The following is a 25,370-nucleotide window of genomic DNA, read 5'->3' as shown; positions in this document are numbered from 1 at the left end:
TGTTCTCGATTCCAGTTCAGTCGCGCAGGAACGCCCTGATGCGCCTGGCGGTCTTCGCGCCTTCGCGCGGGGCCTCCTTCGCGAGCCACGGCGGCGGACAGTCGCGCTGGCGGGCTTCCTCGGCCTGCGCGACATAGGCCGCCGACATGCGGCGCAGCGTGCGGACCTCCCACGAGCCGAGCGCGTAGCCGGTCTGCTGCTGCCAGGCCTGCATCTCGCCGAAGCTGATCGGCACCGCGCCCATGCCCGTCGGCATCGACGGGCCGATCTGCCACAGCACATCCACCAGGTGCGCCGCGGCATCGAGCGGCGGCATGTCGACCGCGAAGCCGGCGGCTTCGCGCTGCGCGCCGCGGCTCTGAGGGCTGGCAGGATGGGTCACTCTGGCGGTGCTGCTGTCGTCGGCGGGCACGGCCGCCAGCCAGGCGGCGTGGCGCACGTGCAGGATCAGGTCGGCTGCGAGGCCTTCGTAAAATTTGCCCAGTCCGCCGCGTGCTTGTTGACCTGTTCGGTGATGAAGCCGAGCGAGCCATCGCCGTAGATGGCGAGGGCCAAGTCGCGGCCCTGGAGGCCGTCGTATTCGAGGTTCTCGAAGGCGACCGTGAGGTCCGCAAGCTGCTCGGCCTGGTCGCGCAGGCGTTCGTCCGCCGATGGCGCGGCCTTGCCGCGCTTTCTCATGCGCTCGACCAGGCGGTTCTGGGCATTGGCCTGGACGCGCTGGTACTCCTTGCTGCCAGGGCCGTAGACCGTGACGCGCACCGGCTTGGTCGCGTCAGGGTTGCCTTGCGCATCGGGCGCGAAGAGCGGCTCGTCGTTGCCGTCGAGGAGCTGGAAGGTGCTGGTGTTCCTGGCGGCCAGGGTCTTGAGATTGAGGGTCATGGTTCAGTGATTCAGGGGAACGCTTGAGAGCGTGTGAGATGGCCTGCGACGTGATGCGCAGCGACTTCAGGGCGCGGCGGGCGCAGGCGCTTCGACGATGCCGATCCCGGCCTTGCTGGTGGTGAGCGACAGGTTGACCGTCGCCGAGCGGATGCTGTCGACGCCCGCGGTGGCCTTCTCGAAGGACAGGACCTTGGCCTGGAAGTAGTCGGTGGCGCCATCCTGGTAGACGACGGCGAAGCTGTAGTCCTTGTCGGAATGCAGGGCCTCCTTCAGCACGAGCTGGCCGAGGTCGTCGTCGTCGATCGCGAGCTGCAGCGTCTTGGTTCCCTCGTTGAACGAGCCCTTGAACTTCTGCGTGCCGCGGGAATTGATCGGCTGGTGCGTGACCTCGGCATAGGTGCGGCCGTGCGAGCCGCCGTCAGTGACCTCGCCGATCTCCTCGTAGTCGAGCTCGGCGTAGGCCGCGACCGTGAAGGCGATCGGCGTCTTGTCGGAGATGCGCAGGCTGGTGCCGGCAACGGTTTGAACGGTCATGGTGTTCGCTTTCTTGAGTGGATGTGAGTGACGTCAGGCGGCCAGCGAGTGGTCGGGCGCACCTTCCTTGCAGAGGTAGGTCACGCGCCAGTGCGTGCGGATGCCGTAGACGACGCGGGAGGCACCGCCATCGCGCTCGGGCTCGGACCCCAGGAGCTGCAGGCCCTCGGGTGCGATGCCGTCGGCACTGCGCGCCTGCGGTGTGCCGTGGATGGCGCGCTCGACCTGGCCGAGGATCTCGGCGGCGCGCTCGCGGTAGCCGCTGTTCTGTGCCACCACGATGCGGATGACGAGGCTCAGCGTTCGCCGCAGCGTGCGCGGTGCCTTGATCGTCAGGGCCTCGACCTGCTCGGGGCCGACCTCGATCGCGATAGCGGGCGCGCTGTCGGCCGGAATCTCGTCGACGCCCTCGACCTGGACACGCCCCGGCGCCACGATTGCGGCGTCGACGAGCGTGCGCTGGAGGCTCGCGACGATCTGGTCCTGAAGATGCAGCGCCATGGTCAGGCCTCGCGTAGCTGGAGGGTGAGCCAGCCGGATGCGTCGGGTTCCAGGCCGCCGACCACCAGGTACGGGCGGCCGTCGACGGCGATGCTGCTCTGCAGGCCCAGCCCGGGCGCGAGGTGGCGCGCGAAGCTGATCGTCGGCACGGCGGCCTCGACCAGGCCGAGCGGGTCTGCCCGCTCGCGCTCGAAGATGACGCCGAAGGGCTCGCCATCGCCGACGCGCGCGCTGGCATTGCACAGGCGCCCGCCGACCGCGCGGTTGATGCGCTGTTCGATCGACGCGAAGCCGCAGCTCATTGCGAAACGACGCAGGGAACGCCGGTGAACTTCACCAGGACGGTTTGGGCTTCGGCGCTGGCGGCGGCGAAGGCCACGGCGCCCAACCCTTCGGCGCGGGGGCCTGAGCTGAGCTCGGCAGCAAAGGCGCCGGTGTCGATCTCGCAGGCCAACGCCTGGCCCTGCGCGAACGCGACGCCGAGCTCCTTCGGGCACTCGAAGACGCCCTCCAGAGCGACCGAACCTGTCGCCTGCGGTGCGATGTCCACCAATGCAACGCCGAGCAGCGTGCCGGCGACGACCACGTCGCCCGCGGCCACGGCGTTCGGGCCCGGGTTCACGAAATCCAGCGTGTGGCCGGCCTGTACGAAATTGCGTGCCATGTCAGTTGTTCTCCTGGCTGATTAATGAGGTGGCCGCCACTCAGGCGCCGGCGTTGGTCGCCGCGCCGCGGTAGTCGTGGCCGGCCACGCCGTAGTCGAGGCGCACCTTGAAGCGCGCGCCGTCGGTGTCGAAGGCGGTCTCCTGCTCGAGGTAGGGCGTGTCGATTCCGTCGAGGAAGGCGACCTCGAGCGCGGGCGCCTGGGTCGGATCGGCGAAGGCGTAGTGACGCGTCCCGGAGAGACGCGGCGATCCGACGATGTCGCGGAACATGCCGAGCGCAATGTTGGGCGTGAGCGCATTCATCTCGACGTTCGGCTCGTACTGCGCCTGGTTGACCAGCTTGGCCTGGGCCTCGAGGCCGATCGGGCCGAGCCACACGGCGGGCTGCAGATCGAGGTAGTCGTTGCCCGAGACGTCCATCTGCTTGGCAAGCGCGATGCGGAAGTCGTTGAAGCTCGCGCTGCTGGGCGCCGAGGCGGCGGCGATCAGGTTTCCGTGGCTCTTGTGGAAGAGCGTCTTGCCGTCGCTCAGCACCGGGCCGAGGCCATCGTTCGACAGCAGCAGCGCGTAGATGTCCGCCTCGACCGTGCGGGCGGCCGACTGGCCCATGGCGGCGGCCTGGTCGGTGATGGCGCCCAGGTCGTCGTTGATGACGATCTCGCGGCTCAGATTGATGATGTAGCCCTTGGTCTGCGCGGAGATGCTCGAGCGCTCGCCGTCAGGGATCGCGACGTTCTTGTACTCGCCGAGCTCGTTCTTGGCTTGCAGGTTGCCAAGCGAGCCGACGCGGAAACGGTTGTGCGCGCGGAAGTCGCTGACGCTGCCGCGCTTGGCGAAGCGGGTCCAGGTGAAGGGCTGCAGCGCGTAGGCGGCCAGCAGCGTGCGGTGAATCGCATCGGTGAGCAACACCGGGAAGTCGCTCGTGCTCTGCGTGAAGGCGGCGGCGACCAGCTCGCGCTTGTCCATGCCTCGGGCGTTGACGCCAGCGCGGTCCAGGCTCGCGCGGGCGTGCTCGAGCAACGTGAGGCCGCGGTAGGGGTTGCTGCCGTGCGCAGCGACCGTTTCGCGGCTGGCGTAGCCGGCGCGCACGAGCAGCGCGGCGACAACGCCATCGCGGCGCTTGTCGGCCTCGTCCTCGGTCGTGACGACACGGGGGCCGGCAACGGGCGAGGCCTGGCTGCCGAGATGGGCGAGCAGGCGCTGGCCGGCGGCCTCGATGCCGGTGGCGGTGTCGTCCTCGCAGACGCGCTGCAGCTCGGCCACGCCCTGGTGGGCGGCGAAGGGTGCGAAGCTCGCGCGGATCCTGTCGCGGCGGCTGCGATCGGCAGCGAGCGCGGCGGCGGCGATGTCGGATGCGGCGGCAGCAGGTGCGGCAGCGGCTGCGGCGGGCGCAGTCGGGTTCGAAGGTGCCGCCGGGGCGGTGGTGGCTTGAGGCATGAAGGGCTCCGGAAGAGGCGCGGCAACGGCCGCAGGGGGGCCCGCGGCCAGCAGCGATGCCGGCAGCGAGCGATAGCGATGAAGAGGAAGGTCGCGCGCGCTGGCGGCGACCGGGAAGGGTTCGGTGATCGCGTCGACCAGGCCGGCGGCAAGCGCTTCGGCGGCGGTGAAGTAGTGGTCCCGGCCGTCGGTGACGAGCGCGAGCATCGCGGCCTGGTCGCCCGTGCGCGCGGCGTAGCTGGTCGACATGGCCGCGGCCCAGGTGTCGAGCTGGTCGGCCTGGTCACGCAGCGCGGCGCTGTTGCCGACGGCGTGGGTCCAGGGCGCGTGGATCATGAGCACGGCGTTCTCGGCCATGTGAACCTTGTCGCCGCCCATGGCGATCAGGCTGGCGATCGAGAGCGCCATGCTGTCGACTTCGGTCGTGATGTCTGCGGGGTGCCGGCGCATCGCGTTGTGGATCGCCAGGCCGTCGGGGACGGAGCCGCCGAGGCTGCTGATGCGCACCGAGATGTGGTCGACCTGAAGCGCGTTCAGCTCGCGCACGAAGTTGGCGGCGCTGACCGTCTCCTCGTACCAGCTCTCGCCGATGTCACCGTAGATGAAGATCTCGGCTGCGGAGCCGACGCCCGAGGCAGCAGCGGCCTGCGCCGTCTTGCGGCGGATGGCGTACCAGGGGGTGGATTGCTTTGCTGCGCTGCTGCTGCTCACTGCGGACTTCCCTTGCATCGTTTGGATGCACGGGAGTCTGCGGATTTCAGTGTTTCAGTCTTAGGTAAGGATTGGGACTAAAGGCATCACAGGCGAGCGCCCTTCGCGTCCATTGACTATGAGGTCGACCTAGACCGCTTGAAGGATGGTCCGGGCACTCTCTTGGATCCGACGCTTCTTGTCTTGGACGCTCTCGAGCTCTGCTCGAATCAGCGCCTTAACTTCATCTAGAGGCTGTGCCTCCAAGGCAGCATGAATTCGTCGCCAGAAGTCACCGAACTCCTCGACGATCAGGCTTTCATCCAATTGCAGTTCCGAGAGCAATGTTTCGATCCTCTTCCGCTCACCAATCTGGACCGAATGCGGCATGGCATCGAACATGCGGCTGAAGCGATCTCGCAACAGCCTGAGGCCTTTGCAGATCTTGAACTCGCTGTGGTAGCGGTAGAGCGTCTTCTCGGCCTCGAAGAAGTGCTTCCCGATCTCCTGCTTGGAATCCAGGTACGCCGCGCCGCGTATGTAGGTCGCGACCAACCCGAGCCCCTCCTCGACCTCGGATGCCATGTCACTGATGACCGTCACGATTTCATCTCGCGACGCGGCGTTCGCATCCACTGCCTTCCCGAGAAGCGGCACGAGCAGCGAAGCAAGTTCCGAGAAGATATCGGTTACTTTGTACATCGAACACCTCCTCGAAGTGATCCTTTGGCGTGGGACGCGATCGGAACGATACGCCGATGTGGCGCCACTTGCACCCCCAGTCTTGACGAGGTGATTGACCCATCAGCCTCGACTCGCGTTCGACTTGCCGTCGCCGGTTGTCGAGGGGGTGCCACGGCCCTCGCTCGCGTTGCTGGTGAATTGAAGGGCACGCTCTGACGCTTCCTTGCGCCATTCCGCGATCTGATCAAGAAGATCTCTGGGGTTTCCGCCTCGCCTGCGAATCACCTCGACCTCGCTTGCAAAGCCAGCTTGCGTCAGTGCCAGCCAGGCCTGCGCCTCCTTGAGCGGGTCGATCCACGGCATCGACTGCCCCAGGAACAGGCAATCGTCCGCAGTCGACGGATCCACGTCATCCGGCATCCGCAGCACGCCGCTCAGGTTGGCCACCGCCACGATCGACTGCCACACCGGCTGGGTGTACATCCCCACGAAGTCATCCGTCAGCACCGCGTAGTGCACCCACTGCTCGACCAGCTCCTGCCGCAGCGAGCTGTAGGTGCCGTCGTAGTCGCGGCTGATGCTCGAGTAGCTCGCCCCGAGCCCCGCCGCGTATGCGCGCAGCTGCCCTGATCGCCAGCTCACCAGATTGGGGTTCGGCCTGTTGGTATCGACCAGGCCGATCTCCTCGCCGACCGCCAGGTTGTCGAGGATCATCCCGGGCTCCATCCGAAGATCCCGCGCCGACGCGTCGTCCGACTCGCCCGGCTTCTTCGATGGCGCCTCGTACCCGTCCGGGCTCGTGCGCTTGACGTAGGCCGTAAGCGATGCCGCAATCTTCGCTGCGACCCGCTCGCTTTCCTCGTAATCCTTCAGATCCTCGACGCGCGTCAACACGCTGGCGAACTCCGACACGCCGCGCCACTGATGCAGGCGGTCGAGCGTGCTGACATGGATCATGCTGCTGGCAGGTACAAGCTTCAGTGCCGACGGCGACAACAGCCAGGCGCCGGCATCGCGCGGATCGCCCTTGTAGACGTGATACCCGGTCGCCCTGCCCCATGCGTTGACCTGCACGCCCTGGCGGATGTTGCGGCCGGCATCGTTGAACTCGAGCGGCACGAAGTCCGGCTCGAGCAGCTCGAGCGAGAACGGCAGCGCCGATCCATGGACCAGGCCGGGCGCGTTGCCGATGACTTTCTGCGCGAAGCACTCGCCATCGCGGATCCAGGTGTAGGCCACCATGCGCTCGGCCTGCGCCGCGTGCATGCGTCCGGTCACCTCGGGCCGCAGGCGCCACTCGCGATGGAGCTTGCGAAGGGCCGCGGCGTACTCTGTGTGGATGGTGCCGTCGTGGCGCCGGGGCTGCGGCTCGATGCCGATGCCGCCGGGGCCGACGATGTTGTTCACCATGACGCGCAGCGCGCCGCGCGTGAGGTCGTGGTTGCGCTCGAGGTAGCGCGCGTGAGCCCGCAGGGCGACGGCGCTGCGCTGGACCAGGGCGTTCGGGCTCTGGTTGTCGCTGCGCTTCTTCCGCAGACGCGAGGGCTGTGCCGCCTCGTAGTGGGCCAGCGCGGTGCGCGCGCGGGCGCGCTCAAGGGCCTGTCTGGGGTCGGCCCAGGCGATGCATCGATCGATCAGGTTCATGGTGCTGTCCTCAGTCGAATCGGGCGAGGCCGTAGCTTCGGCCACCGAAGGTGTTGGTCGCGCCGCGCGACGCGGCCTTGTCGAGCTCGGCGCGGATCATGTCGCGTGCGCGGACCAGGTCGAGCATGGAGCGGTAGGTGACCGAGCGGCCGTTGTTGCTGACCGAGAGCTCGCCGCTGGCGATGGCGCGCTCGACGGCGACCAGGTCGGATGAAGTGAAGGCCATGAATGTCCGGAGAGTGAAGTGAAGAAGCTAGCGCTCGTCCGATGCCGAAGCACGGGAGGGAGCGGGATCCTTGGGGCTGGAGACGCCGATGCCGGTACGGCGCGGGCGGCCGTCGTTGACGATCCGGAAGAGGCTCGAGCGACTGATGCCGTGCTCGCGCATGACGCGGGGGCCGTTGGTGCCGTCGTAGGCGCGGCGGATCGCCTCGTTGCGCTCGGTCTTGCTGGGAGCCGGGATGTACAGGCCGCGGGTGCCCAGGCGCATGCCGCCCCAGCGCTTGCGGATGCCGCGCACCAGGTCGGCGGCGAGCTCGAATGCGGCCGGATCGGCGAGGCCGCGCTCCTCGCGCAGGATCTCGACCAGGTCGTGCTCGAGCTGCAGCGCGCCGTCGTCGGGCTTTGCGGTGGTCGAGGCGTGCGGCGGCGTCATAGGCGGGCGTTCCATTCTTCGGAGGCGAAGCTGTGCGGGCGATGGGCGGGGCGCCGCGCGAACCTGGGTTTGGGTGCGGCGGGCGCGATGGCGGGCTCCGACGCGGCCTCGGCCTCAGTCTCCGCCCGGGGCCGAGGCGCCGCGAAGAGATCCGCGTTGGCCGGCTGGACCGTCGACTCGAGCCGGCTCCACATCGCGCCGGTGTAGGTGTGCAAGCCCAGCGCGTGGGTGCAGAAGATGGCGTACACGCTGCAGTCGAGCACCTCGTTGCGGGCGCGCTTGCTGTTGACCCAGCGGTATTCGATGCCGCGGCTGGTGCGTTGCGGCACGCGTGCCTCGGCGGTGAGCTGGTGATAGAACTCAGGCGGCAGGTCCTTGCTGAAGTGGACGTAGCCTGCGCCGGGCTGCGTCACGCAGAGGCGGCCGTAGATCAGGTCCTTGGCGGTGTCGGTGCCGACGTACCAGAGCCGCACGCCGCGCTTGACCACCCTGCCCCGCCAGTTCACGTCCTGGATCGTGGCCTTGCCCTTGACCATCTTGCTGGGCTGCGGATCGCCGCGCACGGCGAAGACGCGATCGCGCTCGCGCTGGCGGCAGTAGTTGTAGACCAGGTGCGTGAAGTGGCCGCCGGTGTCGACCGCCATCGCCTCGATGCGCAGGGCCTGGCCGCTCGCGTGGGTGAAGAGGGTCTCGCGGTAGGCGTCGAGGCGGTCCCAGTCGCGCTCGTCGGCGGGGTTGGCGTGAATGACGCTGTAGTCGACGGCCCACATCTCCTCGCCGCGGCCGATCGCCCACACGACGACCTCGAAGCGGTCGTCCTGGACGTCGACGCCGGCCACGAGCACCAGGCCGCCGAAGGGGACGGTGAAGCGGCGGTAGTCCTCGGCGCGGCGGGCCAGCGCATGCTCGTCGGCGCGCTCGACGGTCTCTTCCCAGTACTGCGCGAGTGTCTCGTTGACGAAGCCTTCGAGCGGGCCGGTCTCGCCGGCCTTGGCCTTGGTGCTGGCCTCGAGGAACTCGCGCACGATGTCCGACCAGCTGCGCTGCGGGCTGTAGGCGGTCCAGGCTTCGGAGAAGGCGACGTGGCGCGGCGCGCGCACGGTCGCGCCGTGTGCGTCGGTCCAGCGGTGCTGGTGATGGTCGTAGCGATACCGGCCGCATTCGCTGACCCACATCGCGCCCTGGTCCCAGATGCGCAGGTAGTCGGCCTGGGCGATGCTGCCGTGGCAGTGCGGGCAGACGTGGCGCGCGGTGTCGGGGTCGACGCCGTCCCATTTGAACCCGTGGCGCACGTCCTTGCCGCCCCACAGCAGCGGATGCTCGGCGCTGCAGTGCGGGCAGACGACCTGGTAGCGCATGCGGGCGTCGGCGTGCTCTTCGCGGTATTCGATGTGGCTCAGGCCCTTCACGCGCACGGTGCTGCCGGCGATGAGCTTCGGAAACGGCGCGCCTTCGAGACGGCCGCGGGCCAGCGTGATCGGGTCGGAGGACTTCTCGATCTTCTGGTCGAAGGCATCGGCCTCGTCGAGCATGGCGACGGCCACGGTGATGCGGCGGTAGGCGCGTGCGGCCTTGCCGCCGAGCAGGTGCAGGACGGAGCCCAGGAAGGTCTTGAGCTTCATGGTGGCCTCGCGGCCTGGCAGCGTGACGGCCTCGAGGGCCTGGACATCGCGCAGCATCGGCTCGACCTCGGACTTCACGAAGCTGTCTCGGTCGTCGTCGGTGGGCTGCCAGAGGGCTTGCTTTCGGCGCCGGTGCGCCGCGTTGTAGGCGATGAAGGCCAGGATGGTCTTGGTGTAGCCGACGCGCTTGGCCTTGCGGACCGTGACCTCCTCGATGTCGTCGTTGCTGAAGGCGTCCATCCAGCCGCGCTGGAACGGATAGGCATGCCAGCGTCCCTGGATGTGGCTGGCCTCGGCCGACAGGAAGAAGTTCTCCTCAGCCCAGGCGCTGAGCGGCTGCGGCGGCACGGTGGTGAGTGGCGAGAGGCCGGCGGCGACGGCGGAGACGACGGCGCGCAGGGTCTCGTTGGGCGCGTGGCTCATGCGTAGATCACCTCGTCGGCTTCGCCATCGTCGCCGTTGTCGAGCTGCTGAGCGACCAGGCGCTCGGTGCTGCGCACCCATTCGTTGCGGGCCTCGGCGATGGTCGACATGACCTGGTCGCGCGCGGCGTCGGGCATGTCGGGGCAGGCCTTGCGCAGCGCGCCGGGCAGCTGCTCGAAGCGCTCGGAGACGGTCTGGCTGGCGGTGGCGAGCACCTCGGCCAGCAGCGAGACCGGCGAGTACTCGCCGCGGGCGACGGCGTTCTTGATCTCGATACCCAGGCGCTGCTCGCGCGCGAGGGCGGCGCGCTCCTGCACCAGGTCGAGGCCGCCGACCTCGGCGCCGAGGCGGCCGGCGGCCTGGTCGCGCAGGCGCTGGCAGTAGGCGTGCACCAGGTCGCCGAGCATGCCGGTCGGCGGGAGCTTGCCCTCGCCCATCAGCGCGCTGATGTTCTGTTGGCTCACGCCGACGATCTCGGCGAGCTCGGCCTGCGTGCCGGTAGCCCGAAGGTCGATCAGCACAATACAACCCCCATAGGAAGGCCATCAAACAGTCCGCGATCGGGGTTCGAATTACCCGTGCGGCGACCCTCCCGGGAGGACCCGTGGTTTCGCGTGGAACATCGATTCATCGCGCCGCTCCGCCGAGCTTGCGCAGCTCGAACTCCAGCGCCCGCGCCATCTGCCGCGCGCCCTGTGCATCGACCACGCGCTGGGCGACGGCCTCGATGTCCAGGCGCTTCGCGTAGGTCGGCTGGCGGACGAACAGGATGACCGGCTCGAGCTTCATGCCGTGCAGGCCCGAGCGCGACCAGATGCCGGGCTCGAGGTGTGACCCGCGATGGCCGCCGCGCAGCCGCCCGTGCGTGGCGAAGTACTGCACGCCGCCGATGGTCCGATAGCCGCGATCGGTCTTGCCGGCCTTAGACATCGACGCGCGCCGCTTGTCCGTCATGTTCGCGCGGTAGCCCTGTTCGCCGAAGGCCTGCAGGTAGCTGATGAGCTTGACGATGAACGCCGCTCGTATGTTGCCGTAGGCATCGAGCGGCGCCTTCCCTCCCGGCACGGCGAAGTAGCCCTTGGGCAGGATGCCCGCGCGGTCCAGCAGGATCTCGAAGCGCTTCAGGCGACGCGGCCCGCCGGTGATCTCGGCGCGCAGCACGCTCTCGGGCTCGACGCCCTTGCCGCCCGGATAGCGCATCGATACCTTCGACGCGAGGCGATCGGGCGTGGCCTGCGTCACGAACGGGCTGTTCGTGATGAACGGCGTCGGCCTGTCGAACACGTCGCGCATCTCCTGCTGAACTGCCTTCCTCGCATCGAAGGCCACGTTGTTCAACCCTCGCGCGGTGGCTCGTGGGATGACGTCGCGACGCAGCTGTGCCGATAGCGCTTTCAGCGCCGCGGTGTCGAAGGTCACGCGCATCGGTCGGCCTCCATGGCGCACGCGCAGTGATCTGCGCCGGCCTGGTCAATGACCTGGTACCAGCGCTCGCCCCGCAGGCGCAGGCAGCGGATCTGCCCGCCCTGCTCCAGGTCGAGCAGCACCGCGCGGACGTCGACCGGATGCCAGCCGCAGATCGCGTACAGGTCCTCCAGCCGCAGCTCACCGATCGCCAGCAGCTTCACCATCGCCTCTGCTCGCGTCATGCCGGCCTCCTCTGCGCCCATGGCCCGCTGCCTGCCGCCTCGAAGACCCGCCCGCGGTAGGCCTTCCAGTGCTCCAGCCGGCGATCGTCCGTGTAGGCGTTGCCGAGCTCCGCCAGGTCGAAGATCAGGCCGAGCGATTCGCCCATGGCCTGGACGCCCGCCGACGATTCCCACCACACCGCAGGCACGCCGGCATCAGTCACGTCACGCCATCGCTCGCCATGCAGCCAGGTGCTCGGCATCGGAACCCATCGCCCGCCATCCCGATTCCACTGTTCGCAGCGCGTCTGCGCCTCGACAGCGGCCAGCATTCGCATCTGCAGCGCCGGGTTCGGGTTGAGGCGTACCCACTGCCGCCTGGCCCGCATCTCGCCGGTCTTGCGCGGATAGGCCTGCCAGAACGCTTCGAAGCCACCGTGCCCGGTCGGGCGATCTGCGGGCATCTGCATCGCATCGCGCTCGCCCCCCGCATCGGCGGGGGGTTGGGGGGTTTTTGGTTCTTGGCGGTTCTTGACGATTAGGGTCCGCCTCGCGGACGGGTCGGGTGCGCCTGGCGGACGGGTTCGGTCCGCGTGGCGTACCGGTTTGCCAGGCGCACCGGTACGCGAGGCGGATGGGTTGGCGGGGTTGTCCACAGCCTCTGCTGTGAAGTTCTCGGGCTCGACCCAGTAGGTGGTGCTCCGCCCAGTCATGCGGTTCGGTCGCACGATGCCGTGCGCTTCGAGCCAGGCGATCGCGTTGATGACCGCGGTGCGCCCGAAGCAGGTGCGCTCGCACAGCCGCTCGAGGCTCGGCCAGCAATAGCCCTCGTCGTTCGCCATGTCGGCGAGTGCGATCAGCACGGCCTTGGCAGGCGGCCCCATCTGCAGCCGCCAGCAGAGTCCCATGATTCGAGTGCTCAAGGCCGCGCAACCTTCCTGAAGTTCTGACCGCTCATGACACCCGCAGAGGCCGCGCGAATCCGTTGTGGTCCATCGCCGGCCTGCTCGCCGCATGCCTAGCCCGGGCGCCCGCGCACACCGCCTGCGCTCGTTCCACCAGCTCCTCGATCTCGCGCTCTACGTGCCGCAGCTCGTTGTCGCTGATCGTCTCGTCGGCAAGCGCCTCGGTGACTACCGCGACCGTGTCCGAGCACTCCTTCAGCAGGCCAGCGACGTCGGCGCGTATGTCCTGCTTGTTCGCGCCTTCGTGAGCCGGCAGTTCGACAAGCCGCCCCGCCCTGCCCGCGACCTCATTGACGAAGGCGTAGCAGTGCGGCGACTGGGCCTCGATGCACATGTCCGAGATCGTCACCGCGTCGGCCAGGCCGTGCTTGAAAGCGCCGTGGCCGCTCGTCTCCTTGCGCAGCACCTCCTCGCTCTTGCCGATCCTTACGGCCACCGCAGCGCGGCCACCGGGATAGTTGTCGATCATCAGGCGCATGGCGTCGAGTGGACTCATGTTGTCCGGTTCCTTTTGGGTTTGGATGTGGCATCGCGAGACGCGCACGGGCACAGTGCGGACATGGATCGAGCCCCTATCCGCAGCAGCATTTCGAGTGAAAGAATTCGCGTGCCGTACCGCCGCGGGCGGCGCTGCCGCGCACACGGCGCCTACTCATGGCAAGGCTGTGGCTTCAATCGGCAAGCGCTCTCGCGCAGATAGGCAAACGCCTCCGCCCTGTCCGGCCGCAGGTGCTCGCAGGTCACTTCGCCGGCAGTAGCACGCTCAATATCGATGCACAGACCTTCGCTCAAGCGCTGACCTTTGCTCAGCGCTTTGCGCAGATAACCGACAGACGTCCCGCAATCCCGCGCGAAGTCCGCCTGAGCGAAGGTCGACATCGAGTTGAGGTAGCGGCGCAAGTCATTCATGGGCGAGAACTTTACCCACGGGTATAGCTATCGGTCAATACCTCCAGGCCATTTACCTAAAGGTACGCAGTTGCAACAATTCCTCATGGAAATCGCTGAGCACTGGCGCTTGCGCCTGATCGAACTTAAAAATGATCTGGGCCTGACGCAGGCCTCTCTGGCACTCAAGTTGGACAAGTCCCCTGACTATGTGTCGCGCTTGCTCTACGAGCCGCACAAGAAGGGGCGCAAGAACCTCGGCTTGCAGACGATTCGGACGGCCACGGAGAGCTTCGAGTTGCCACCCGGCTGGTTCGACATGCCCACCGGCTCGCAACTGCCAAGCGGTCGTCGACCAGGTACTCCATCGAATGACGAGCGCAAGGTCTCCTCGATGACGAAATGGCCCTTTCGGCGAGTCACTCCTGCGAACTATGCGAGATTGACGCGGGCTCAACAGGACCACATCGAGGACACGATTCAGATGATCCTCCCCCCGGCAAGCGAATCGCCTGCTGCAAAAAGGGGGCGCGCGTGAATCAGTCTTTTCTCCTTCTCGCGTGATTCCCTTCCCGTTGTGGCGGCTCCCGATTCGAGAGATGCACGCGGAAAAGTTCTGTGATGAATCCATGCTTGAGCGCTGCCCGGACGGCTGACTCAGATGTTTACCCGAAGGTATTGACAGGGTAAGTTACCCGCAGGTATTGTTCGGCCCGTTACAACGACGGAGGCCGAAATGCCCGCACCCTCTCCCGCCGCAGCGCCGGCACACACCCCGACCCCCACCTGCGAAATCTGGATCCGCAACGTCGGCTCCCGCCGCCAAGCGTTCGTCCGATGCTTTCCGAAGCACACGCACTGGCAGAAGATCTCCGTGCCCCAGGCGGACAGGGCTCTGAAAGAAGGCAAGGTCGCCAGCGGCCCGTTCGCCGGCATCCCGCTGGTTTCACGCGAAACGGCGAACCCGACTCATCCGCGTCGCGAGGCCTTCGCAGAGCAGGCCCACGTTCTCAACCGTCAGATCGACGCCATGAACGCACGCGCGAGGCATGCGACATGAGGTCGTCTATCGGACGCAGCGCAGGCGAGGGCTCAAGTGAAGGCGAAGCCGGCCGCGATCGCCGCCCCCCGCGCGCAAGCCTGAACACGCTCGTGAACTGGATCGCTGCCGCGGTGGTCGCCGTAGCCATGTCAATCACATGGGGCGACGACCAGGCGCTGCAGGCCACGGCCGACGACCTGGCCGACGCCATTCAATCGGCGCAGGCCTCGGCGCTCGCCATGGACGATGAATGACGTCGGGTCGCTCGACGCTTGCTGGAATCGCCATGCCAACCATCACATCCGGCCTGTTCTTCGTCGCCAAGGATCGCCCTGGCCGCGCGGCGATCGCCGCGGCCTGCGACGCCAGCGGCACGTTCATCGCCACGATGCGCGTTTTCGACAACCAGGGGCCGCGTCGCCTCGAGTCCTATGTCGTGCGCTGGACTGGCGCCGACGCGCGTGCTTGGTGGGATGCACACGGCCCGCTCAAGGCCGGCGACGCCCTCGCCCTCGAGCTGCTCAACCCGCGCTCGTTCCCGGGCTTCAACGCGCCCGAGATCCACGCCGACGTATCGCGCTGCCGCCTGATGCCGCGGCACACGCCATCGGCGACGGCGGCCGCCGCATGAGCTGGGTCGAGATCGTCGCGATCGACACCGTGCGCCGGATCGCCAAGGAAACCGCAGAGCACGGCCTCGAGCTCAACGACGCGTGCCCGTGGCCCTTCGATAGCGCGGCCGGCCGTCTCTTCAAGAACGAGTTCATTTTTCACAAGGCGGCGCTGGAGGCGCTCGCCGGGGAGTCAACGACATGAATTGGATGGTCACCGCCACAGGTGCGGAATATCACCTGGTCGGCGCCCACGTGCTGACCGACGCCGGGCGGCCGGTACGCATCGACGACATCGCGCACCAGCTCGCCAACATCAACCGCTTCCACGGCGCGACGACCAGGCCGTACAGCGTGGCCGAGCACAGCCTGCTGTGCAGCGAGATCGCCCAGCGCGCGATGGCGAAGCCCATCACCCAGCTGGCTGCGCTGCTGCACGACGCGCACGAGATCTACACCAACGACCTCAGCTCGCCCGCCAAGCGCGCCGTCAACTTCCGCAGCATCGCGGCCGGCGGCACTCGGGCATGGGACGTGTTCGAGGACGAGCACGCCCGCACCGTCCGCGCGCACTTCGGGGTGTCGTCCGTGAGTCGGACGATGCACACCGCGCTGCGCACCATCGACCTGGTCGCGCTCGCCACCGAGCGGCGCGACCTGCTGCCCTGGCGGGCGGAGACGCACCAGCCCTGGGCCGTGCTCGGCGATGAGCACGACGGCGCGATTGAGCCGCTGTGCTGGATGCGGCTCGACACGCCGGAGCGCGAGGCGATGACCTGGCGGGATTGGAGGCAGCAGTTTCGGGATCGGTTTGATGAGCTGGTGTTTCGCCTCGAACTCGACACTCCAAGGAGAGCCGCATGACCGCGACCGCGATGCCGCCCAAGCCACGAAAAAAGGAACTGCCGCCCATCGTGCAGATCCGGCCGTTGTACCTAGCGCGGCCCGATGCCGCGGCCTTCCTCGCGCTCTCGGAGAGCACGCTCGATGCGCTGGTGTCGCGTGGCGACGCGCCGAAGCCGCGGAAGCTCAGCAAAGGCCGCACGGCATGGCTCGTGGACGACCTGGAGAGCTGGGGGCGCGAACGCCCCGTGTCCGACCTGCTGCCGCCGCAGAACTCCGGCTACGGCCGCGCAGGTGCCCCGGAAAAGCATTGAGGCCTTGTCTGCCTGCAGCCCGCGCTCGCTGCATGGCAGATACAGATGCGCGACCCAAGCGCTGCCGGCGCCTCGAAACACGCCGCGTAGGATTTCAACCACCTCAAGTCGGGCGCAATGCTGCACTGCGTCATTCATGTCGGCGCAGACAGTCCGTTGATCGACCACCGGTCAGCTGAGCATTGAACATGAGCAATCCCTGGACGAAGAAGAACCCGCTGATGAGCATGTGGCTCAGCGCGGCCAACAAATCGATCGGCGCCGCCCGCGGGCAAGCCGTCGGGGCAGCGAAGCGACAGGCAGGCGCGATGCAGGCCGACGCCGTCAAGCAGATCGCGGATTTCTGGAGCGGGAAGACGGCCTTAAAGGCCTCGAGGCGCAAGACTCGCCTCTGAGATGCGGCTGGAGCACGCTGCTCGATGCGGCACCTTTTGGCGTAGGTTTTGGCGTAGGTTTTGAGCTTTTCTACCCGTTTCCCCTAGAAGATGCTGTTCTGCCATTGAACTACACCCGCAGCGGGATCGGATTCTATCGACAGTCACGGTGCGCGCTTTTCGCGCTCGTCGAGCCCCGGGCGACAGCCTGGACGGCTTGAAGCGGCTCATCGAACCGAGGCCCGATCCGGCGCCCCGCGGTTACAAGTTGCGCCCGTTCGCCGGTCCGTCCGGCGTTGCGCCGCCACTTCGCGCGTCAATATGTCTAAAGCAAGCCATTTGGACGGTGAGCGGTGCCTTCATAGGCAATTCCGCCTAGTGTGTTCTTTGCGATACAGGCAAAAAATTCACACCGACACCCTCCGCGGGCGCGTCACAGTGAAAACTTTGGTACACAATCTGTACCTTCAGAAACAAATGAAGCAGCATGTCACGTGTCGGGCCAGGCTCGATCGAAGCGGGCTTTGCTGCTTCCCGCAATCAGTTGCAACGAGGGGGTCTATGAGAGTTCTTGTCACGGGAAATATGGGCTACGTGGGTTCGCTGGTGGCCAAGCATCTGCGCGCAAAGCACCCGGAAGCGGTGCTTCACGGTTTCGACAACGCGTACTTCGCACACGGCCTGACCGGGACCACCGTGGTGCCGGAGCGAAGCCTGAACGAGCAGTTCTACGGCGACGTGCGCAAGCTCACGGCAGAGCAGGTCGGCGGCTACGACGCCATCGTCCAGCTCGCAGCGATCTCCAACGACCCGATGGGCGATCGCTTCGAGGCGCCCACCATGGAGATCAACCAGGACTCGAGCATCGCGCTGGCCCACCTGGCCGCCGCGGCCGGGGTGAAGAACTACGTATTTGCCTCGAGCTGCAGCGTTTACGGCGTCGCGGCGGGCGGGCCGCGCAAGGAGAGCGACGGCCTCAACCCCATGACGGCCTACGCGCGCTCCAAGATCGGCACGGAGCAGGCGCTGGAAAAGATGCAGACGGACATGACCATCTCCGCCCTTCGCTTCTCGACGGCCTGCGGCATGTCGGACCGGTTGCGCCTCGACCTCGTGCTCAACGACTTCGTGGCCTGCGCGCTCAGCCAGCGCAAGATCACGGTGCTCTCCGACGGCACGCCCTGGCGCCCGCTCATCGACGTGGCGGACATGGCGCGGGCCATCGATTGGGCCATTTCCAGGCCGGCCTCCAATGGCGGGCAGTACCTCGCCGTCAACGTCGGCTCGGACGACCGCAACTACCAGGTGCGCGATCTCGCGAAGGCCGTGGCCGATGCCGTCCCCGGCACCGAGGTGTCGATCAACCTCGACGCCCCGGCCGACAGCCGCTCCTACCAGGTCGACTTCGGCCTGTACGCCGGCCTCGCGCCCGACCACCAGCCACAGGTCACGCTCGCCCAGTCAATCACGAACCTCATCGACGGGATGAAGCGCATGAACTTCACGGACGCGCAGTTCCGCCAGTCGGACCTGATCCGCCTGAACGTGCTGCAGGGCCATATCGCCAGCCATCGCCTGAACAAGTCGTTCGAGTGGCAGACGCTCGGCGACTGAATCTCGACCACACCAACTTGCGCAGGAGTTATCGATGAAGGTGGTTCTACTAGCAGGCGGATACGGCACGCGGCTGAGCGAGGAGACGACCATTCGGCCCAAGCCCCTGGTCGAGATCGGCGGCAAGCCGATCATGTGGCACATCATGCAGATCTACGCCCACTACGGCCACAAGGACTTCGTCGTGCTGGGCGGCTACAAGGTCGAGACAATCCGCGAGTACTTCCTGCAGTACCTCTCGCGCAATTCCGACTTCACCGTCGACCTGAGCACCGGCAGCGTCGAATGGTTCGGAACCCGCGGCCACGACTGGCGCGTGACGGTGCTGGACACCGGCGTGGAGACGATGACGGCCGGCCGACTGAAGCGCGCCATGCACCTGCTGCAGGATGGCCCCTTCTGCATGACCTATGGTGACGGCGTCGCCGACGTCAACATCGACAAGCTGGTGAAGTTCCACCAACAGACGAATGCACACTGCACGCTCACTGCGGTGACGCAGCCGGGCCGCTTCGGCGCGCTGCACCTGTCCAGCGACGGCAGGCAGGTGCAGGGTTTCCGCGAGAAGGGCGCCACCGACGGCGGCCTGATCAACGGCGGCTTCTTCGTCTGCGAGCCGGAAGTCTTCGACTGCATCGACGGCGACCACCAGATGTGGGAGGCCGAACCCATGGCGCGCCTGGTCGAACGTGGCAAGCTGGCCAGCTACCACCACGACGGCTACTGGCAAAGCATGGATTCGCTGCGCGACAAGCAGGTGTTGGAGCAGCTGTGGAACAGCGGCAAGCGGGCGCCCTGGAAAGTCTGGAACGACTGAAGCCCGCCCGAAGACCCGGCCACCAGACAAAGGACATCAATGATCATCGTCGACACCGCGCTCAAGAAGCGTCATGCAGCCAACAACCCGATCAAGGTCGGACTGATCGGCGCCGGGTTCCAGGGCCGCGGCATCGCGCTCCAGATCATCGCCTCCACGCCGGGCATGCGCCTGTGCGCCGTGGCCAACCGGAACATTGCGCCCGCCATTCGCGCGTACACCGAGGCAGGCGTCGAACCGAAGACCTGCGAGAGTCGCGCCGAGCTCGAGGCGGCCATCCGTGCCGGCATTCCCGCCGTCACGGAAGATGCCCTCGCACTGGCCACTGCCGAAGGCCTGGATGCCGTCATCGAGGTGACGGGATCGCTCGAGTACGCGGCGACCGTGGTGCTTGCCGCCATCGAGGCCGGCAAGCATGTCGTGCAAATGAATGCCGAGCTGGACGGCACGGTCGGCCCCATCCTCAAGCATCGCGCCGATGCCAAGGGTGTGGTCTACACCTTCGCGGACGGCGACCAGCCGGGCGTGCAGATGAACCTGGTGCGTTTCGTCCAGGGCCTGGGCGCCAGGCCCGTGCTGTGCGGGAACATCAAGGGTCTGCACGATCCCTACCGCAATCCGACGACGCAGAAGGCCTTCGCCGAGAAGTGGGGGCAGAAGCCGGCCATGGTGGCGTCGTTTGCCGACGGAACGAAGATTTCGTTCGAGCAGGCGATCGTCGCCAACGGCACCGACATGGAGGTGGCTCGTCGCGGCATGCTGGGCCCGGACTTCTCGGGCGGCAATCCTGGCGCACCACTGGTGCCACTGGAAGACACCGTGAGCGCCTTTGCGGCACATCTCGACAAGGGTGGCCCCGGCATCGTGGACTACGTGGTGGGCGCGCGACCCGGCCCCGGTGTGTTCGTGCTGGCCACGCATCACGATGCGCGGCAGGCCCACTACCTCAACCTGTACAAGCTCGGCACCGGCCCCTACTACTTCTTCTACACGCCCTACCACCTCTGCCATTTCGAGGTGCCTACCTCGGTCGCCCGCGCCGTGCTGTTCCAGGATGCCGTTCTGGCACCGACGGGCGGGCCGCGCGTGGGGGTGGTGGCGATCGCCAAGAAAGACCTGCAGGCCGGCGAATTGATCGATGAGCTCGGCGGCTACGAGGTGTACGGCGTGGCGGAGAACATCGGGCCGATACGCTCCGAGCGCCTGCTGCCCATCGGCCTGGCCGTGGGCTGCAAGCTCAGGCATGCAGTCGCGAAGGACAAGCCGCTGACCTTCGACGATGTCGACATTCCCGCCGGACGTCTGATCGACGCGCTGTACGCCGAGCAGGAGAAGCTGTTTGCTACAGGCGCGAGCGCGCTCGCGCCTGATTCGTCGAGAGAGCGCGTCGCCAACCTGGAGACCCAACGATGATCTTCAACGCCACCACGCTGAAGGATGCCTGGCTGATCGACCTGGAGAAGCGCGGCGATGCGCGCGGCTTCTTCGCGCGCACCATGTGCAAGGACGAGTTCGCCGCCAAGGGCCTGATCACCGACTACGTGCAGCAGAACACGTCTTCGTCGGCCTTCAAGGGCACGCTGCGAGGCCTGCACTTCCAGAAGGGCGAGGCATCCGAGGCCAAGCTGGTCCGCTGCACCCGGGGCAGCATCGTCGACGTGATCGTCGATCTGCGCGCCGGCTCGCCGACGTACATGCACCACGAAGCTTTCGAGCTCAGCGCCAGCAACTATCGGGAACTCTACGTGCCGCCCGGCTTCGCGCATTCCTTCCAGACGCTGGAAGACGACGTGGAAGTGAGCTACCTCGTTTCGTCCCCCTACACGCCCGCGGCCGAATGGGGCCTGCGCTACTCCGACCCGCAACTTCAGATCCATTGGCCGTTGCCGGTTACCACCATCTCGGACAAGGATGCGGCCTGGCCGCTCCTGGAGACCGGCGCCAAGCCATTCTTCTAAAACGAACGGACCCCTTCCGACTTCCTGCCCCGGAGAGAACAATGAAAACAGCGTCCCGGCGTTTCCTGGTTGTTGTCAGAGCCGGCAGCCAATCGCTTCACCCATCCTGGCTGGGTGAACCAAGCACGAGCCGCAACTGGGATCTGCAGCTCAGCACCTACGGCGACAACGCGGAGTCGCTCGGCCAGGCCGACCTTCCGACCGTCGTCGACCAGGGAACCAAGTGGGACAGCATGGCGCGGCACTTCCAGGCCCGGCCCGAGCTGCTCGACCGCTACGAATACATCATGCTGGCCGACGACGACCTCCTGATGCGACCCGAGGACATCAACCGCATGTTCGAGCGGTCGGCGCAGCACAAGCTGGCGGTCTCGCAGATGTCGTTGTCGCGTGACAGCTGGGTGACCTATCCGGTGGTGATGCAGTGCCCGACATTCGCGATGCGCTACACCAACCACATCGACTGCATGTCGCCGTGCTTCGAGAGCGGCTACCTGCGCAGTACCGTCCTGCCGCTGGTCGAGAAGTACATCTGCGGCTGGGGCGCGGACCACGTGTGGGCCATGCTGATGGAAAACCCCGCCTACCGTTGCGCGGTATTCGACGACATTGCCATGGTGCATACGCGCCCGTTGGGCAAGGGCACCCTGCAGGGGGCCTTCGCGCGACTGGGCACGGACCCGTTCGACGAGGTGCGCACAGTCACAGGCCTGTTCGAAAACTACCCGGGTGTCGACATCACCTATGCCGGCTTGCTGCCCAACGGCAAGCGCGTGGGAAGCTCGCGCGTCCAGGTCATCAACGGGCTGCACCTGATCGTCTCGTCGCTGCGCACCAGGACGCCCTACAAGATCTTCCGCAAGGGCGTCGGCATGCTGCTGCAGACCTTCTCGCGCGCAGGCTACCTGCCGGAGCAACTTCACCGGCGAGCCACCGAGTCGACGCCGGCGCAAGCCGCGCAGTCGGTCGCGCCGCCCCAACAGGCGCTCTGAGTCGAGCGGCCTTCGCGGCAACCTGCTGGATATCGGCCCATTGAGGTCGCGGTCCTACGCGCCCGCATGCCGCCTGCCCACCCTTCGCCCGCCTCGTCCGGCCGAGACTGCGCCGATGCCAAAACGTATAACCCTCGTGAGAAAGATCCAGGCGCTGTCCAAGGAGGAAGGCATGCGACAGCCGCCCGCCGATGAGTGGCTGGCGAATCAGGATCGCGCAACGCGAGCGACCGGGGTCATCGACGATCGGCCGTTCGCGGAAAGCGTCGACTCCGACGAAGGCGACGCCGCCGACAAGAGCGAGCAGAAGCGATGAGAAAACCTAGGCTGAGGTCGGCGTGTCCGCAGCCGCCCCGGACCTGGGCAGCACCTGCGAGAGGGCCCGCGCGACACCCTGCAGGTGTGCGTACTCGGTGTCGCTCAGCGGCTGCTGACGCACGTCGAAGTGGCACAGCGAGCCGAACAGCTCGCCCTCTCCGTCGAGCACCGGCACGCCGTGGTAGGCGACCATCACGCCCTTGTAGGGATGGCCGTCGAGCCTGTCGTCCTCGCCGGAGTCGCTGGTCAGGAATGCGCCGTCGCGCAGCACGAACTGGCAGAAACTGTCGGTCAGCGGCACGGCAGCCAGGAACTCGGGACGCACTTCCCGTGCCTTGTCGATCAGCTCGACGTTCTTCAGCACCGATGCATCGAGCCTGTAGAGCGCCGTGTAGCGGTGCGGCACGCGCTCGTTGAGCCGGGTGAGCGCAGCGGTCAGACCTTCGGCATGGCAGGCATCGACGAAGGCCCGGACTTCGTCGCCGGGTTGGGCCTGCGGCGGGCGCTGCACGAGCTGCAGGTAGAGGCGATCGATCTTCTCGTCCCACGCGGCGCAGGCCTGCAGGAAGACGCGGTCCGCTTCGCGCCGCGCATCGACGCCGTCGCCTTCGACCGCGGCCGGCGGCACCGGGTACGCCGGCACCTCGACGCCTTCGGCCTTCAGGGCTCGCTCCTTGTGCAATCTCGACAGGGGTGTCATGAGAACCAGTCTACCCCGGCAATCGAATCGGTCACGCCACATTTGCGAATCGCTCACCGCCTACAATGGCGCCTCCATGATCGTGTCATCGCCCTCTCACCGTAGCCTCGACGCTGCAGCCTCCATCGCTTCGGCGAAGGGCTTCGGCGTGCGTGCCGGCGGCATCCGCCGCCCGGCGACGCCGTTGCAGTCGGGACCGCACGAGCCGGCCGCAGACTCCACCGCCCGGCGATCCCCCTCCTTCCTCTCTCTTTAGCGCAACCATCGATCGCCGGGCCTCCGCCCCGCGCGACCGCGACCCCCCAGGCCTTGCCGCGGGGTCGCAACGACTGGAGTGCCTTTCATGTCCCCAACGACCTGCGGCGAGCGCACGCTCACCGAACTCGATCACGTCCGTCTCAGCAAGCTGATCGAAGGCAAGTCCGCGTTGCCCGCGCTTGCCGACCTGCTCGACACCGCCGATGTGGTGCCGGCACCGGACATCGCGCCTGAAGTGATCACGATGTATTCCAAGTTCCTCGTCGTCGATGCCCACTCGGGCCAGCGCCAGGAACTCACGCTCTGCTATTCGCGCGATGCGGCGCCGGGCGCGGGACTGGTGTCGGTGGTGTCGCCCGTGGGCACCGGCCTGCTCGGGCTGCGGGTCGGCGAAACCGCGCGCTGGCGCATGCCCGGCGGTGCCGAAGGAGGCGCCCGGGTGCTCGAGATGCTCTTCCAGCCCGAAGCGCATGGCGACTTCACGACCTGAACTCGATCGCTACCCCTTGCGCCAGGCGCTGACCGGTCCGCCCGATCGGCTGGCTGCCCTGCGACACAGCGGACTGCTCGACTGGCTGGGCAAGCCCGGCCGCTGCCTGTTCGTGGAGACCCAGAGCGGCATCACGGTCTGCGCTGCCGACGAAGACGTCCTGCAGGAAGTGACCGCCTGCGTGCGGCAGGCCCAGGGCGCAAGCATCGCGTTCGATGCACCGCGCGTGCACACGATGCGCGACCCGCTCCGCGGACTGCTGCAGCCGTCGATGTTCGTGCGCCTGCGCGCGCCCCATCCCGAAGCCGAGCGCGCGCTGGCCGAACTGCTGCGCCGCGGCGCACGCATCCTCGAGCGCGAATGGCAGCCCGACGCGCTGGTGCTGCGCGCCGAAGCCCTGCTCGCAGACCTGCTGGGCTATCCGGCCTTCGTGCGCACGCTGGCGCAGGGTCGGGCGACGTTGTGGATCTGGCTGCGCCGCTATGTGAGCGCGCAGGCCTGAGCCGGCCCGGCTCAGGTTCCGGGCACCGCCACCTTCTGCCAGCCCTCGCCCGGATCGAAGCGCACGATGGCCGCACTCTTCACGATCGGCGACGGGAAGGTCCAGTCGCCATCGCCGGCCGCGAGCAGGGCCTCGTCGGGGCCGTCGGACACGATGCCGTGCTTCAGGGCCCAGGCCGCGTTGAAGGCGTCGACGTCCGAGCGGGCGATGCTGCCCGGCGGCACGAAGCGCTGCCAGCCGGGCCCCGAGATACGGGCAGCAACGACCGCCCGCCATTGCACCTGAGGGCAGCAAGGCTGCACGCGGCCTCAGTCCTCGGAGCCGGCCAGCATTTCCTGCAGGTCGTCGTCGAAGCCGGTCACCGGCTGCGCCTTGGCGAGCGCCATCCAGACCGCGAACGGCATGCGCGGCAGCGCCCGATGAACCGCCGAGCGCGCGACCGCGAGCCGGCCTTCCTGCACCACCAGCACGCCGCATTGCGCGGGGATCTCGTCGGGCTCGCCGATCGGTCGTCCGCGTGCGTCGCAGCCCAGCACGTACCAGCATTCGCCGCCGAGATCGAGATAGGCGGCGTACTTGTCGGGCTTGCGCAGGTCGCTCAGCAGATCGGCGCGGTTGACCTTGACCTCGTGCACGATCGGCTGCGCGTAGGCCTCGACGCTGGTGTTGCGAATCGAGAAGACGTCCGGCCGCGCGATGTGCCAGCGCGGCTTGTCGCCCTCGTTCGCGCCGGGCAGGCGGGCGCGCAGGCTGAGACCGCGCCACGCCAGGCGGCCGGCACGTGTCATCTCGCGCGCCACCTGCTCGACCAGCGCCTCGTGGCGCGACAGGGCGCTGCGGTTGACCACCAGCGTGCGAGCCAGCATTGCGATGCCGGCATCGGTCAGGCGCAGCGTCTCGTGGCCGTGCGCCGAACGCAGGCGTTCGAGCAGGCCCGCGGCCAGCAGGTCGACCTCGATCGCATCGCAGCAGGGCCAGCCCGCGGAGCGATGGATCTCGCGCAGGCGGCGCGCATGCAGCCGGCCGATCGCGAGCGCGCCGGGCGCGGGATCGGACACCGGCGGCGGCGCGCCCGGATCGACCTGCGGCGGATCGGCGGCCGGCGGGTCGACCACGGGCGCCGGCGCGGGCGGCGCGGCCGGCGGCGGCACCGGAATGTCGGGCGCCGGCGGCGGCGGGCCGATCGGCGTGCCGGCGACGACGGAATGCAGGGCGAAGGAAGGCATCGCGCAAGGTTAGCGAAAACCGCCGCCGCATGCCCGCCGAAGGCGCCGCCGACCCCAGGGGGCATCACAGCCTGTCGTTCACTACACTGCGCC

36 protein-coding genes are annotated in these 25,370 nt (G+C 67.5%); 15 read left to right on the top strand and 21 right to left on the bottom strand.

Translation table 11 applies throughout. The features are described 5' to 3' along the window. Positions 1-16 precede the first annotated feature (16 nt). The 18 genes from QTH87_RS05985 to QTH87_RS05900 all read right to left on the bottom strand — a co-directional run bounded on the left by QTH87_RS05985 (position 17) and on the right by QTH87_RS05900 (position 13,239). Positions 17-439 (bottom strand): hypothetical protein, encoded by a 423-nt coding sequence (locus tag QTH87_RS05985; RefSeq protein ID WP_286607668.1) that lies wholly within the window; start codon positions 437-439, stop codon positions 17-19. An 8-nt stretch (positions 440-447) separates the two neighbouring features. Next, a complete protein-coding gene (locus QTH87_RS05980) occupies positions 448-879 on the bottom strand; it encodes a hypothetical protein (protein ID WP_286607667.1) in 432 nt (143 codons plus the stop codon). A 66-nt stretch (positions 880-945) separates the two neighbouring features. Then, complete coding sequence (locus QTH87_RS05975; protein ID WP_286607666.1) at positions 946-1,416, bottom strand: phage tail tube protein; 471 nt, start codon at positions 1,414-1,416, stop codon at positions 946-948. Between the two features lie 33 nt (positions 1,417-1,449). Next, complete coding sequence (locus QTH87_RS05970) at positions 1,450-1,917, bottom strand: hypothetical protein (protein WP_286607665.1); 468 nt, start codon at positions 1,915-1,917, stop codon at positions 1,450-1,452. Positions 1,918-1,919: 2 nt separating this feature from the next. Further along, positions 1,920-2,219 (bottom strand): hypothetical protein, encoded by a 300-nt coding sequence (locus QTH87_RS05965; RefSeq protein WP_286607664.1) that lies wholly within the window; start codon positions 2,217-2,219, stop codon positions 1,920-1,922. Then, positions 2,216-2,581 carry a DUF2190 family protein gene (locus QTH87_RS05960; protein ID WP_286607663.1) on the bottom strand — a complete coding sequence of 122 codons (366 nt, stop codon included), beginning with the start codon at positions 2,579-2,581 and terminating at the stop codon, positions 2,216-2,218. Before QTH87_RS05960 ends, QTH87_RS05965 begins: the two co-directional genes overlap by 4 nt. A gap of 40 nt (positions 2,582-2,621) precedes the next feature. Further along, positions 2,622-4,730, bottom strand: a complete 2,109-nt coding sequence (locus QTH87_RS05955; RefSeq protein ID WP_286607661.1) for a ClpP-like prohead protease/major capsid protein fusion protein — start codon at positions 4,728-4,730, stop codon at positions 2,622-2,624. A gap of 129 nt (positions 4,731-4,859) precedes the next feature. Beyond that, positions 4,860-5,411, bottom strand: coding sequence for a hypothetical protein (locus QTH87_RS05950; RefSeq protein ID WP_286607659.1), 552 nt, complete (start codon positions 5,409-5,411; stop codon positions 4,860-4,862). Positions 5,412-5,513: 102 nt separating this feature from the next. Beyond that, positions 5,514-7,037: a phage portal protein gene (locus tag QTH87_RS05945; protein ID WP_286607656.1), complete on the bottom strand. Its 1,524-nt coding sequence runs from the start codon at positions 7,035-7,037 to the stop codon at positions 5,514-5,516. A 10-nt stretch (positions 7,038-7,047) separates the two neighbouring features. After that, positions 7,048-7,263 (bottom strand): phage head-tail joining protein, encoded by a 216-nt coding sequence (locus QTH87_RS05940; RefSeq protein ID WP_286607655.1) that lies wholly within the window; start codon positions 7,261-7,263, stop codon positions 7,048-7,050. Between the two features lie 27 nt (positions 7,264-7,290). Beyond that, a complete protein-coding gene (locus QTH87_RS05935; RefSeq protein ID WP_286607654.1) occupies positions 7,291-7,707 on the bottom strand; it encodes a hypothetical protein in 417 nt (138 codons plus the stop codon). Next, positions 7,689-9,737, bottom strand: a complete 2,049-nt coding sequence (locus QTH87_RS05930; protein ID WP_286607653.1) for a phage terminase large subunit family protein — start codon at positions 9,735-9,737, stop codon at positions 7,689-7,691. Before QTH87_RS05930 ends, QTH87_RS05935 begins: the two co-directional genes overlap by 19 nt. Beyond that, a complete protein-coding gene (locus QTH87_RS05925; protein WP_286607652.1) occupies positions 9,734-10,258 on the bottom strand; it encodes a hypothetical protein in 525 nt (174 codons plus the stop codon). Before QTH87_RS05925 ends, QTH87_RS05930 begins: the two co-directional genes overlap by 4 nt. Positions 10,259-10,364: 106 nt before the next feature. Beyond that, the gene (locus QTH87_RS05920) at positions 10,365-11,162 is read right to left on the bottom strand and encodes a hypothetical protein (RefSeq protein ID WP_286607651.1); all 798 of its coding nucleotides are present in this window, start codon (positions 11,160-11,162) and stop codon (positions 10,365-10,367) included. Beyond that, the gene (locus QTH87_RS05915; RefSeq protein WP_286607650.1) at positions 11,153-11,386 is read right to left on the bottom strand and encodes a hypothetical protein; all 234 of its coding nucleotides are present in this window, start codon (positions 11,384-11,386) and stop codon (positions 11,153-11,155) included. Before QTH87_RS05915 ends, QTH87_RS05920 begins: the two co-directional genes overlap by 10 nt. After that, positions 11,383-12,273: a helix-turn-helix domain-containing protein gene (locus tag QTH87_RS05910; RefSeq protein WP_286607649.1), complete on the bottom strand. Its 891-nt coding sequence runs from the start codon at positions 12,271-12,273 to the stop codon at positions 11,383-11,385. The genes QTH87_RS05915 and QTH87_RS05910 overlap by 4 nt, the downstream gene beginning before the upstream one ends. Positions 12,274-12,319: 46 nt before the next feature. Continuing rightward, positions 12,320-12,826 (bottom strand): phage regulatory CII family protein, encoded by a 507-nt coding sequence (locus QTH87_RS05905; protein ID WP_286607646.1) that lies wholly within the window; start codon positions 12,824-12,826, stop codon positions 12,320-12,322. Positions 12,827-12,978: 152 nt separating this feature from the next. Next, positions 12,979-13,239 (bottom strand): transcriptional regulator, encoded by a 261-nt coding sequence (locus QTH87_RS05900; RefSeq protein WP_286607644.1) that lies wholly within the window; start codon positions 13,237-13,239, stop codon positions 12,979-12,981. A gap of 85 nt (positions 13,240-13,324) precedes the next feature. Between QTH87_RS05900 and QTH87_RS05895 the strand changes: the two genes are divergently transcribed. The 13 genes from QTH87_RS05895 (at position 13,325) to QTH87_RS05835 (ending at position 22,099) form a co-directional block, all read left to right on the top strand. Continuing rightward, positions 13,325-13,756, top strand: coding sequence for a helix-turn-helix domain-containing protein (locus QTH87_RS05895; protein ID WP_286607643.1), 432 nt, complete (start codon positions 13,325-13,327; stop codon positions 13,754-13,756). A 198-nt stretch (positions 13,757-13,954) separates the two neighbouring features. After that, positions 13,955-14,278: a hypothetical protein gene (locus QTH87_RS05890; RefSeq protein WP_286607642.1), complete on the top strand. Its 324-nt coding sequence runs from the start codon at positions 13,955-13,957 to the stop codon at positions 14,276-14,278. 268 nt (positions 14,279-14,546) lie between these two features. Then, positions 14,547-14,891 carry a hypothetical protein gene (locus QTH87_RS05885; RefSeq protein WP_286607641.1) on the top strand — a complete coding sequence of 115 codons (345 nt, stop codon included), beginning with the start codon at positions 14,547-14,549 and terminating at the stop codon, positions 14,889-14,891. Next, a complete protein-coding gene (locus QTH87_RS05880; RefSeq protein ID WP_286607640.1) occupies positions 14,888-15,076 on the top strand; it encodes a hypothetical protein in 189 nt (62 codons plus the stop codon). The genes QTH87_RS05885 and QTH87_RS05880 overlap by 4 nt, the downstream gene beginning before the upstream one ends. Positions 15,077-15,081: 5 nt before the next feature. Beyond that, entirely contained in the window at positions 15,082-15,735 is a 654-nt protein-coding gene (locus QTH87_RS05875; protein WP_286607639.1) for a hypothetical protein, read from the top strand. Next, positions 15,732-16,028: a helix-turn-helix transcriptional regulator gene (locus tag QTH87_RS05870; protein WP_286607637.1), complete on the top strand. Its 297-nt coding sequence runs from the start codon at positions 15,732-15,734 to the stop codon at positions 16,026-16,028. The genes QTH87_RS05875 and QTH87_RS05870 overlap by 4 nt, the downstream gene beginning before the upstream one ends. A gap of 188 nt (positions 16,029-16,216) precedes the next feature. Then, positions 16,217-16,423: a hypothetical protein gene (locus tag QTH87_RS05865; protein WP_286607635.1), complete on the top strand. Its 207-nt coding sequence runs from the start codon at positions 16,217-16,219 to the stop codon at positions 16,421-16,423. Positions 16,424-16,963: 540 nt separating this feature from the next. After that, a complete protein-coding gene (locus tag QTH87_RS05860; RefSeq protein WP_286607634.1) occupies positions 16,964-18,016 on the top strand; it encodes an NAD-dependent epimerase/dehydratase family protein in 1,053 nt (350 codons plus the stop codon). Positions 18,017-18,050: 34 nt separating this feature from the next. Continuing rightward, on the top strand, positions 18,051-18,833 hold the full coding sequence (rfbF, locus tag QTH87_RS05855) for a glucose-1-phosphate cytidylyltransferase (protein ID WP_286607633.1): 783 nt from the start codon (positions 18,051-18,053) through the stop codon (positions 18,831-18,833). Between the two features lie 39 nt (positions 18,834-18,872). Further along, a complete protein-coding gene (locus tag QTH87_RS05850; protein WP_286607632.1) occupies positions 18,873-20,246 on the top strand; it encodes an NAD(P)H-dependent oxidoreductase in 1,374 nt (457 codons plus the stop codon). Further along, on the top strand, positions 20,243-20,791 hold the full coding sequence (gene rfbC, locus QTH87_RS05845; RefSeq protein WP_286607631.1) for a dTDP-4-dehydrorhamnose 3,5-epimerase: 549 nt from the start codon (positions 20,243-20,245) through the stop codon (positions 20,789-20,791). The genes QTH87_RS05850 and rfbC overlap by 4 nt, the downstream gene beginning before the upstream one ends. A gap of 41 nt (positions 20,792-20,832) precedes the next feature. Continuing rightward, positions 20,833-21,783, top strand: a complete 951-nt coding sequence (locus QTH87_RS05840) for a hypothetical protein (RefSeq protein ID WP_286607630.1) — start codon at positions 20,833-20,835, stop codon at positions 21,781-21,783. 136 nt (positions 21,784-21,919) lie between these two features. Beyond that, positions 21,920-22,099, top strand: coding sequence for a hypothetical protein (locus QTH87_RS05835; RefSeq protein WP_286607628.1), 180 nt, complete (start codon positions 21,920-21,922; stop codon positions 22,097-22,099). Between the two features lie 6 nt (positions 22,100-22,105). Here QTH87_RS05835 and QTH87_RS05830 read toward each other — a convergent pair whose 3' ends face one another. Beyond that, complete coding sequence (locus tag QTH87_RS05830) at positions 22,106-22,801, bottom strand: GAF domain-containing protein (protein ID WP_286607624.1); 696 nt, start codon at positions 22,799-22,801, stop codon at positions 22,106-22,108. A 343-nt stretch (positions 22,802-23,144) separates the two neighbouring features. Between QTH87_RS05830 and QTH87_RS05825 the strand changes: the two genes are divergently transcribed. Further along, on the top strand, positions 23,145-23,549 hold the full coding sequence (locus tag QTH87_RS05825) for a GreA/GreB family elongation factor (protein WP_286607622.1): 405 nt from the start codon (positions 23,145-23,147) through the stop codon (positions 23,547-23,549). Beyond that, a complete protein-coding gene (locus QTH87_RS05820; protein WP_286607621.1) occupies positions 23,530-24,051 on the top strand; it encodes a hypothetical protein in 522 nt (173 codons plus the stop codon). The genes QTH87_RS05825 and QTH87_RS05820 overlap by 20 nt, the downstream gene beginning before the upstream one ends. An 11-nt stretch (positions 24,052-24,062) precedes the next feature. On the opposite strand, the gene QTH87_RS05815 is transcribed toward QTH87_RS05820, so the two are convergent. Beyond that, positions 24,063-24,353 carry a DUF2950 family protein gene (locus tag QTH87_RS05815; protein ID WP_286607620.1) on the bottom strand — a complete coding sequence of 97 codons (291 nt, stop codon included), beginning with the start codon at positions 24,351-24,353 and terminating at the stop codon, positions 24,063-24,065. A gap of 6 nt (positions 24,354-24,359) precedes the next feature. Next, a complete protein-coding gene (locus QTH87_RS05810) occupies positions 24,360-25,277 on the bottom strand; it encodes a hypothetical protein (RefSeq protein ID WP_286607619.1) in 918 nt (305 codons plus the stop codon). Positions 25,278-25,370: the final 93 nt, after the last annotated feature.

Origin of the sequence: Variovorax jilinensis (assembly GCF_030316885.1) — a bacterium.
GTDB lineage: Bacteria > Pseudomonadota > Gammaproteobacteria > Burkholderiales > Burkholderiaceae_C > Variovorax > Variovorax jilinensis.
The sequence above is the reverse complement of the archived record's forward strand: the minus strand, read 5'-3'. Positions and strand labels throughout refer to the sequence as shown.

Coding starts and splice junctions, on each gene's coding strand:
- QTH87_RS05885 (WP_286607641.1), top strand. CDS start 14,547: ATGCCAACCATCACATCCGGCCTGTTCTTCGTCGCCAAGGATCGCCCT.
- QTH87_RS05945 (WP_286607656.1), bottom strand. CDS start 7,037: ATGAACCTGATCGATCGATGCATCGCCTGGGCCGACCCCAGACAGGCC.
- QTH87_RS05810 (WP_286607619.1), bottom strand. CDS start 25,277: ATGCCTTCCTTCGCCCTGCATTCCGTCGTCGCCGGCACGCCGATCGGC.
- QTH87_RS05890 (WP_286607642.1), top strand. CDS start 13,955: ATGCCCGCACCCTCTCCCGCCGCAGCGCCGGCACACACCCCGACCCCC.
- QTH87_RS05900 (WP_286607644.1), bottom strand. CDS start 13,239: ATGAATGACTTGCGCCGCTACCTCAACTCGATGTCGACCTTCGCTCAG.
- QTH87_RS05865 (WP_286607635.1), top strand. CDS start 16,217: ATGAGCAATCCCTGGACGAAGAAGAACCCGCTGATGAGCATGTGGCTC.
- rfbC (WP_286607631.1), top strand. CDS start 20,243: ATGATCTTCAACGCCACCACGCTGAAGGATGCCTGGCTGATCGACCTG.
- QTH87_RS05825 (WP_286607622.1), top strand. CDS start 23,145: ATGTCCCCAACGACCTGCGGCGAGCGCACGCTCACCGAACTCGATCAC.
- QTH87_RS05980 (WP_286607667.1), bottom strand. CDS start 879: ATGACCCTCAATCTCAAGACCCTGGCCGCCAGGAACACCAGCACCTTC.
- QTH87_RS05930 (WP_286607653.1), bottom strand. CDS start 9,737: ATGAGCCACGCGCCCAACGAGACCCTGCGCGCCGTCGTCTCCGCCGTC.
- QTH87_RS05875 (WP_286607639.1), top strand. CDS start 15,082: ATGGTCACCGCCACAGGTGCGGAATATCACCTGGTCGGCGCCCACGTG.
- QTH87_RS05920 (WP_286607651.1), bottom strand. CDS start 11,162: ATGCGCGTGACCTTCGACACCGCGGCGCTGAAAGCGCTATCGGCACAG.
- QTH87_RS05975 (WP_286607666.1), bottom strand. CDS start 1,416: ATGACCGTTCAAACCGTTGCCGGCACCAGCCTGCGCATCTCCGACAAG.
- QTH87_RS05965 (WP_286607664.1), bottom strand. CDS start 2,219: ATGAGCTGCGGCTTCGCGTCGATCGAACAGCGCATCAACCGCGCGGTC.
- QTH87_RS05870 (WP_286607637.1), top strand. CDS start 15,732: ATGACCGCGACCGCGATGCCGCCCAAGCCACGAAAAAAGGAACTGCCG.
- QTH87_RS05960 (WP_286607663.1), bottom strand. CDS start 2,581: ATGGCACGCAATTTCGTACAGGCCGGCCACACGCTGGATTTCGTGAAC.
- QTH87_RS05860 (WP_286607634.1), top strand. CDS start 16,964: ATGAGAGTTCTTGTCACGGGAAATATGGGCTACGTGGGTTCGCTGGTG.
- rfbF (WP_286607633.1), top strand. CDS start 18,051: ATGAAGGTGGTTCTACTAGCAGGCGGATACGGCACGCGGCTGAGCGAG.
- QTH87_RS05850 (WP_286607632.1), top strand. CDS start 18,873: ATGATCATCGTCGACACCGCGCTCAAGAAGCGTCATGCAGCCAACAAC.
- QTH87_RS05905 (WP_286607646.1), bottom strand. CDS start 12,826: ATGAGTCCACTCGACGCCATGCGCCTGATGATCGACAACTATCCCGGT.
- QTH87_RS05880 (WP_286607640.1), top strand. CDS start 14,888: ATGAGCTGGGTCGAGATCGTCGCGATCGACACCGTGCGCCGGATCGCC.
- QTH87_RS05915 (WP_286607650.1), bottom strand. CDS start 11,386: ATGACGCGAGCAGAGGCGATGGTGAAGCTGCTGGCGATCGGTGAGCTG.
- QTH87_RS05910 (WP_286607649.1), bottom strand. CDS start 12,273: ATGGGACTCTGCTGGCGGCTGCAGATGGGGCCGCCTGCCAAGGCCGTG.
- QTH87_RS05940 (WP_286607655.1), bottom strand. CDS start 7,263: ATGGCCTTCACTTCATCCGACCTGGTCGCCGTCGAGCGCGCCATCGCC.
- QTH87_RS05830 (WP_286607624.1), bottom strand. CDS start 22,801: ATGACACCCCTGTCGAGATTGCACAAGGAGCGAGCCCTGAAGGCCGAA.
- QTH87_RS05820 (WP_286607621.1), top strand. CDS start 23,530: ATGGCGACTTCACGACCTGAACTCGATCGCTACCCCTTGCGCCAGGCG.
- QTH87_RS05970 (WP_286607665.1), bottom strand. CDS start 1,917: ATGGCGCTGCATCTTCAGGACCAGATCGTCGCGAGCCTCCAGCGCACG.
- QTH87_RS05950 (WP_286607659.1), bottom strand. CDS start 5,411: ATGTACAAAGTAACCGATATCTTCTCGGAACTTGCTTCGCTGCTCGTG.
- QTH87_RS05840 (WP_286607630.1), top strand. CDS start 20,833: ATGAAAACAGCGTCCCGGCGTTTCCTGGTTGTTGTCAGAGCCGGCAGC.
- QTH87_RS05935 (WP_286607654.1), bottom strand. CDS start 7,707: ATGGAACGCCCGCCTATGACGCCGCCGCACGCCTCGACCACCGCAAAG.
- QTH87_RS05895 (WP_286607643.1), top strand. CDS start 13,325: ATGGAAATCGCTGAGCACTGGCGCTTGCGCCTGATCGAACTTAAAAAT.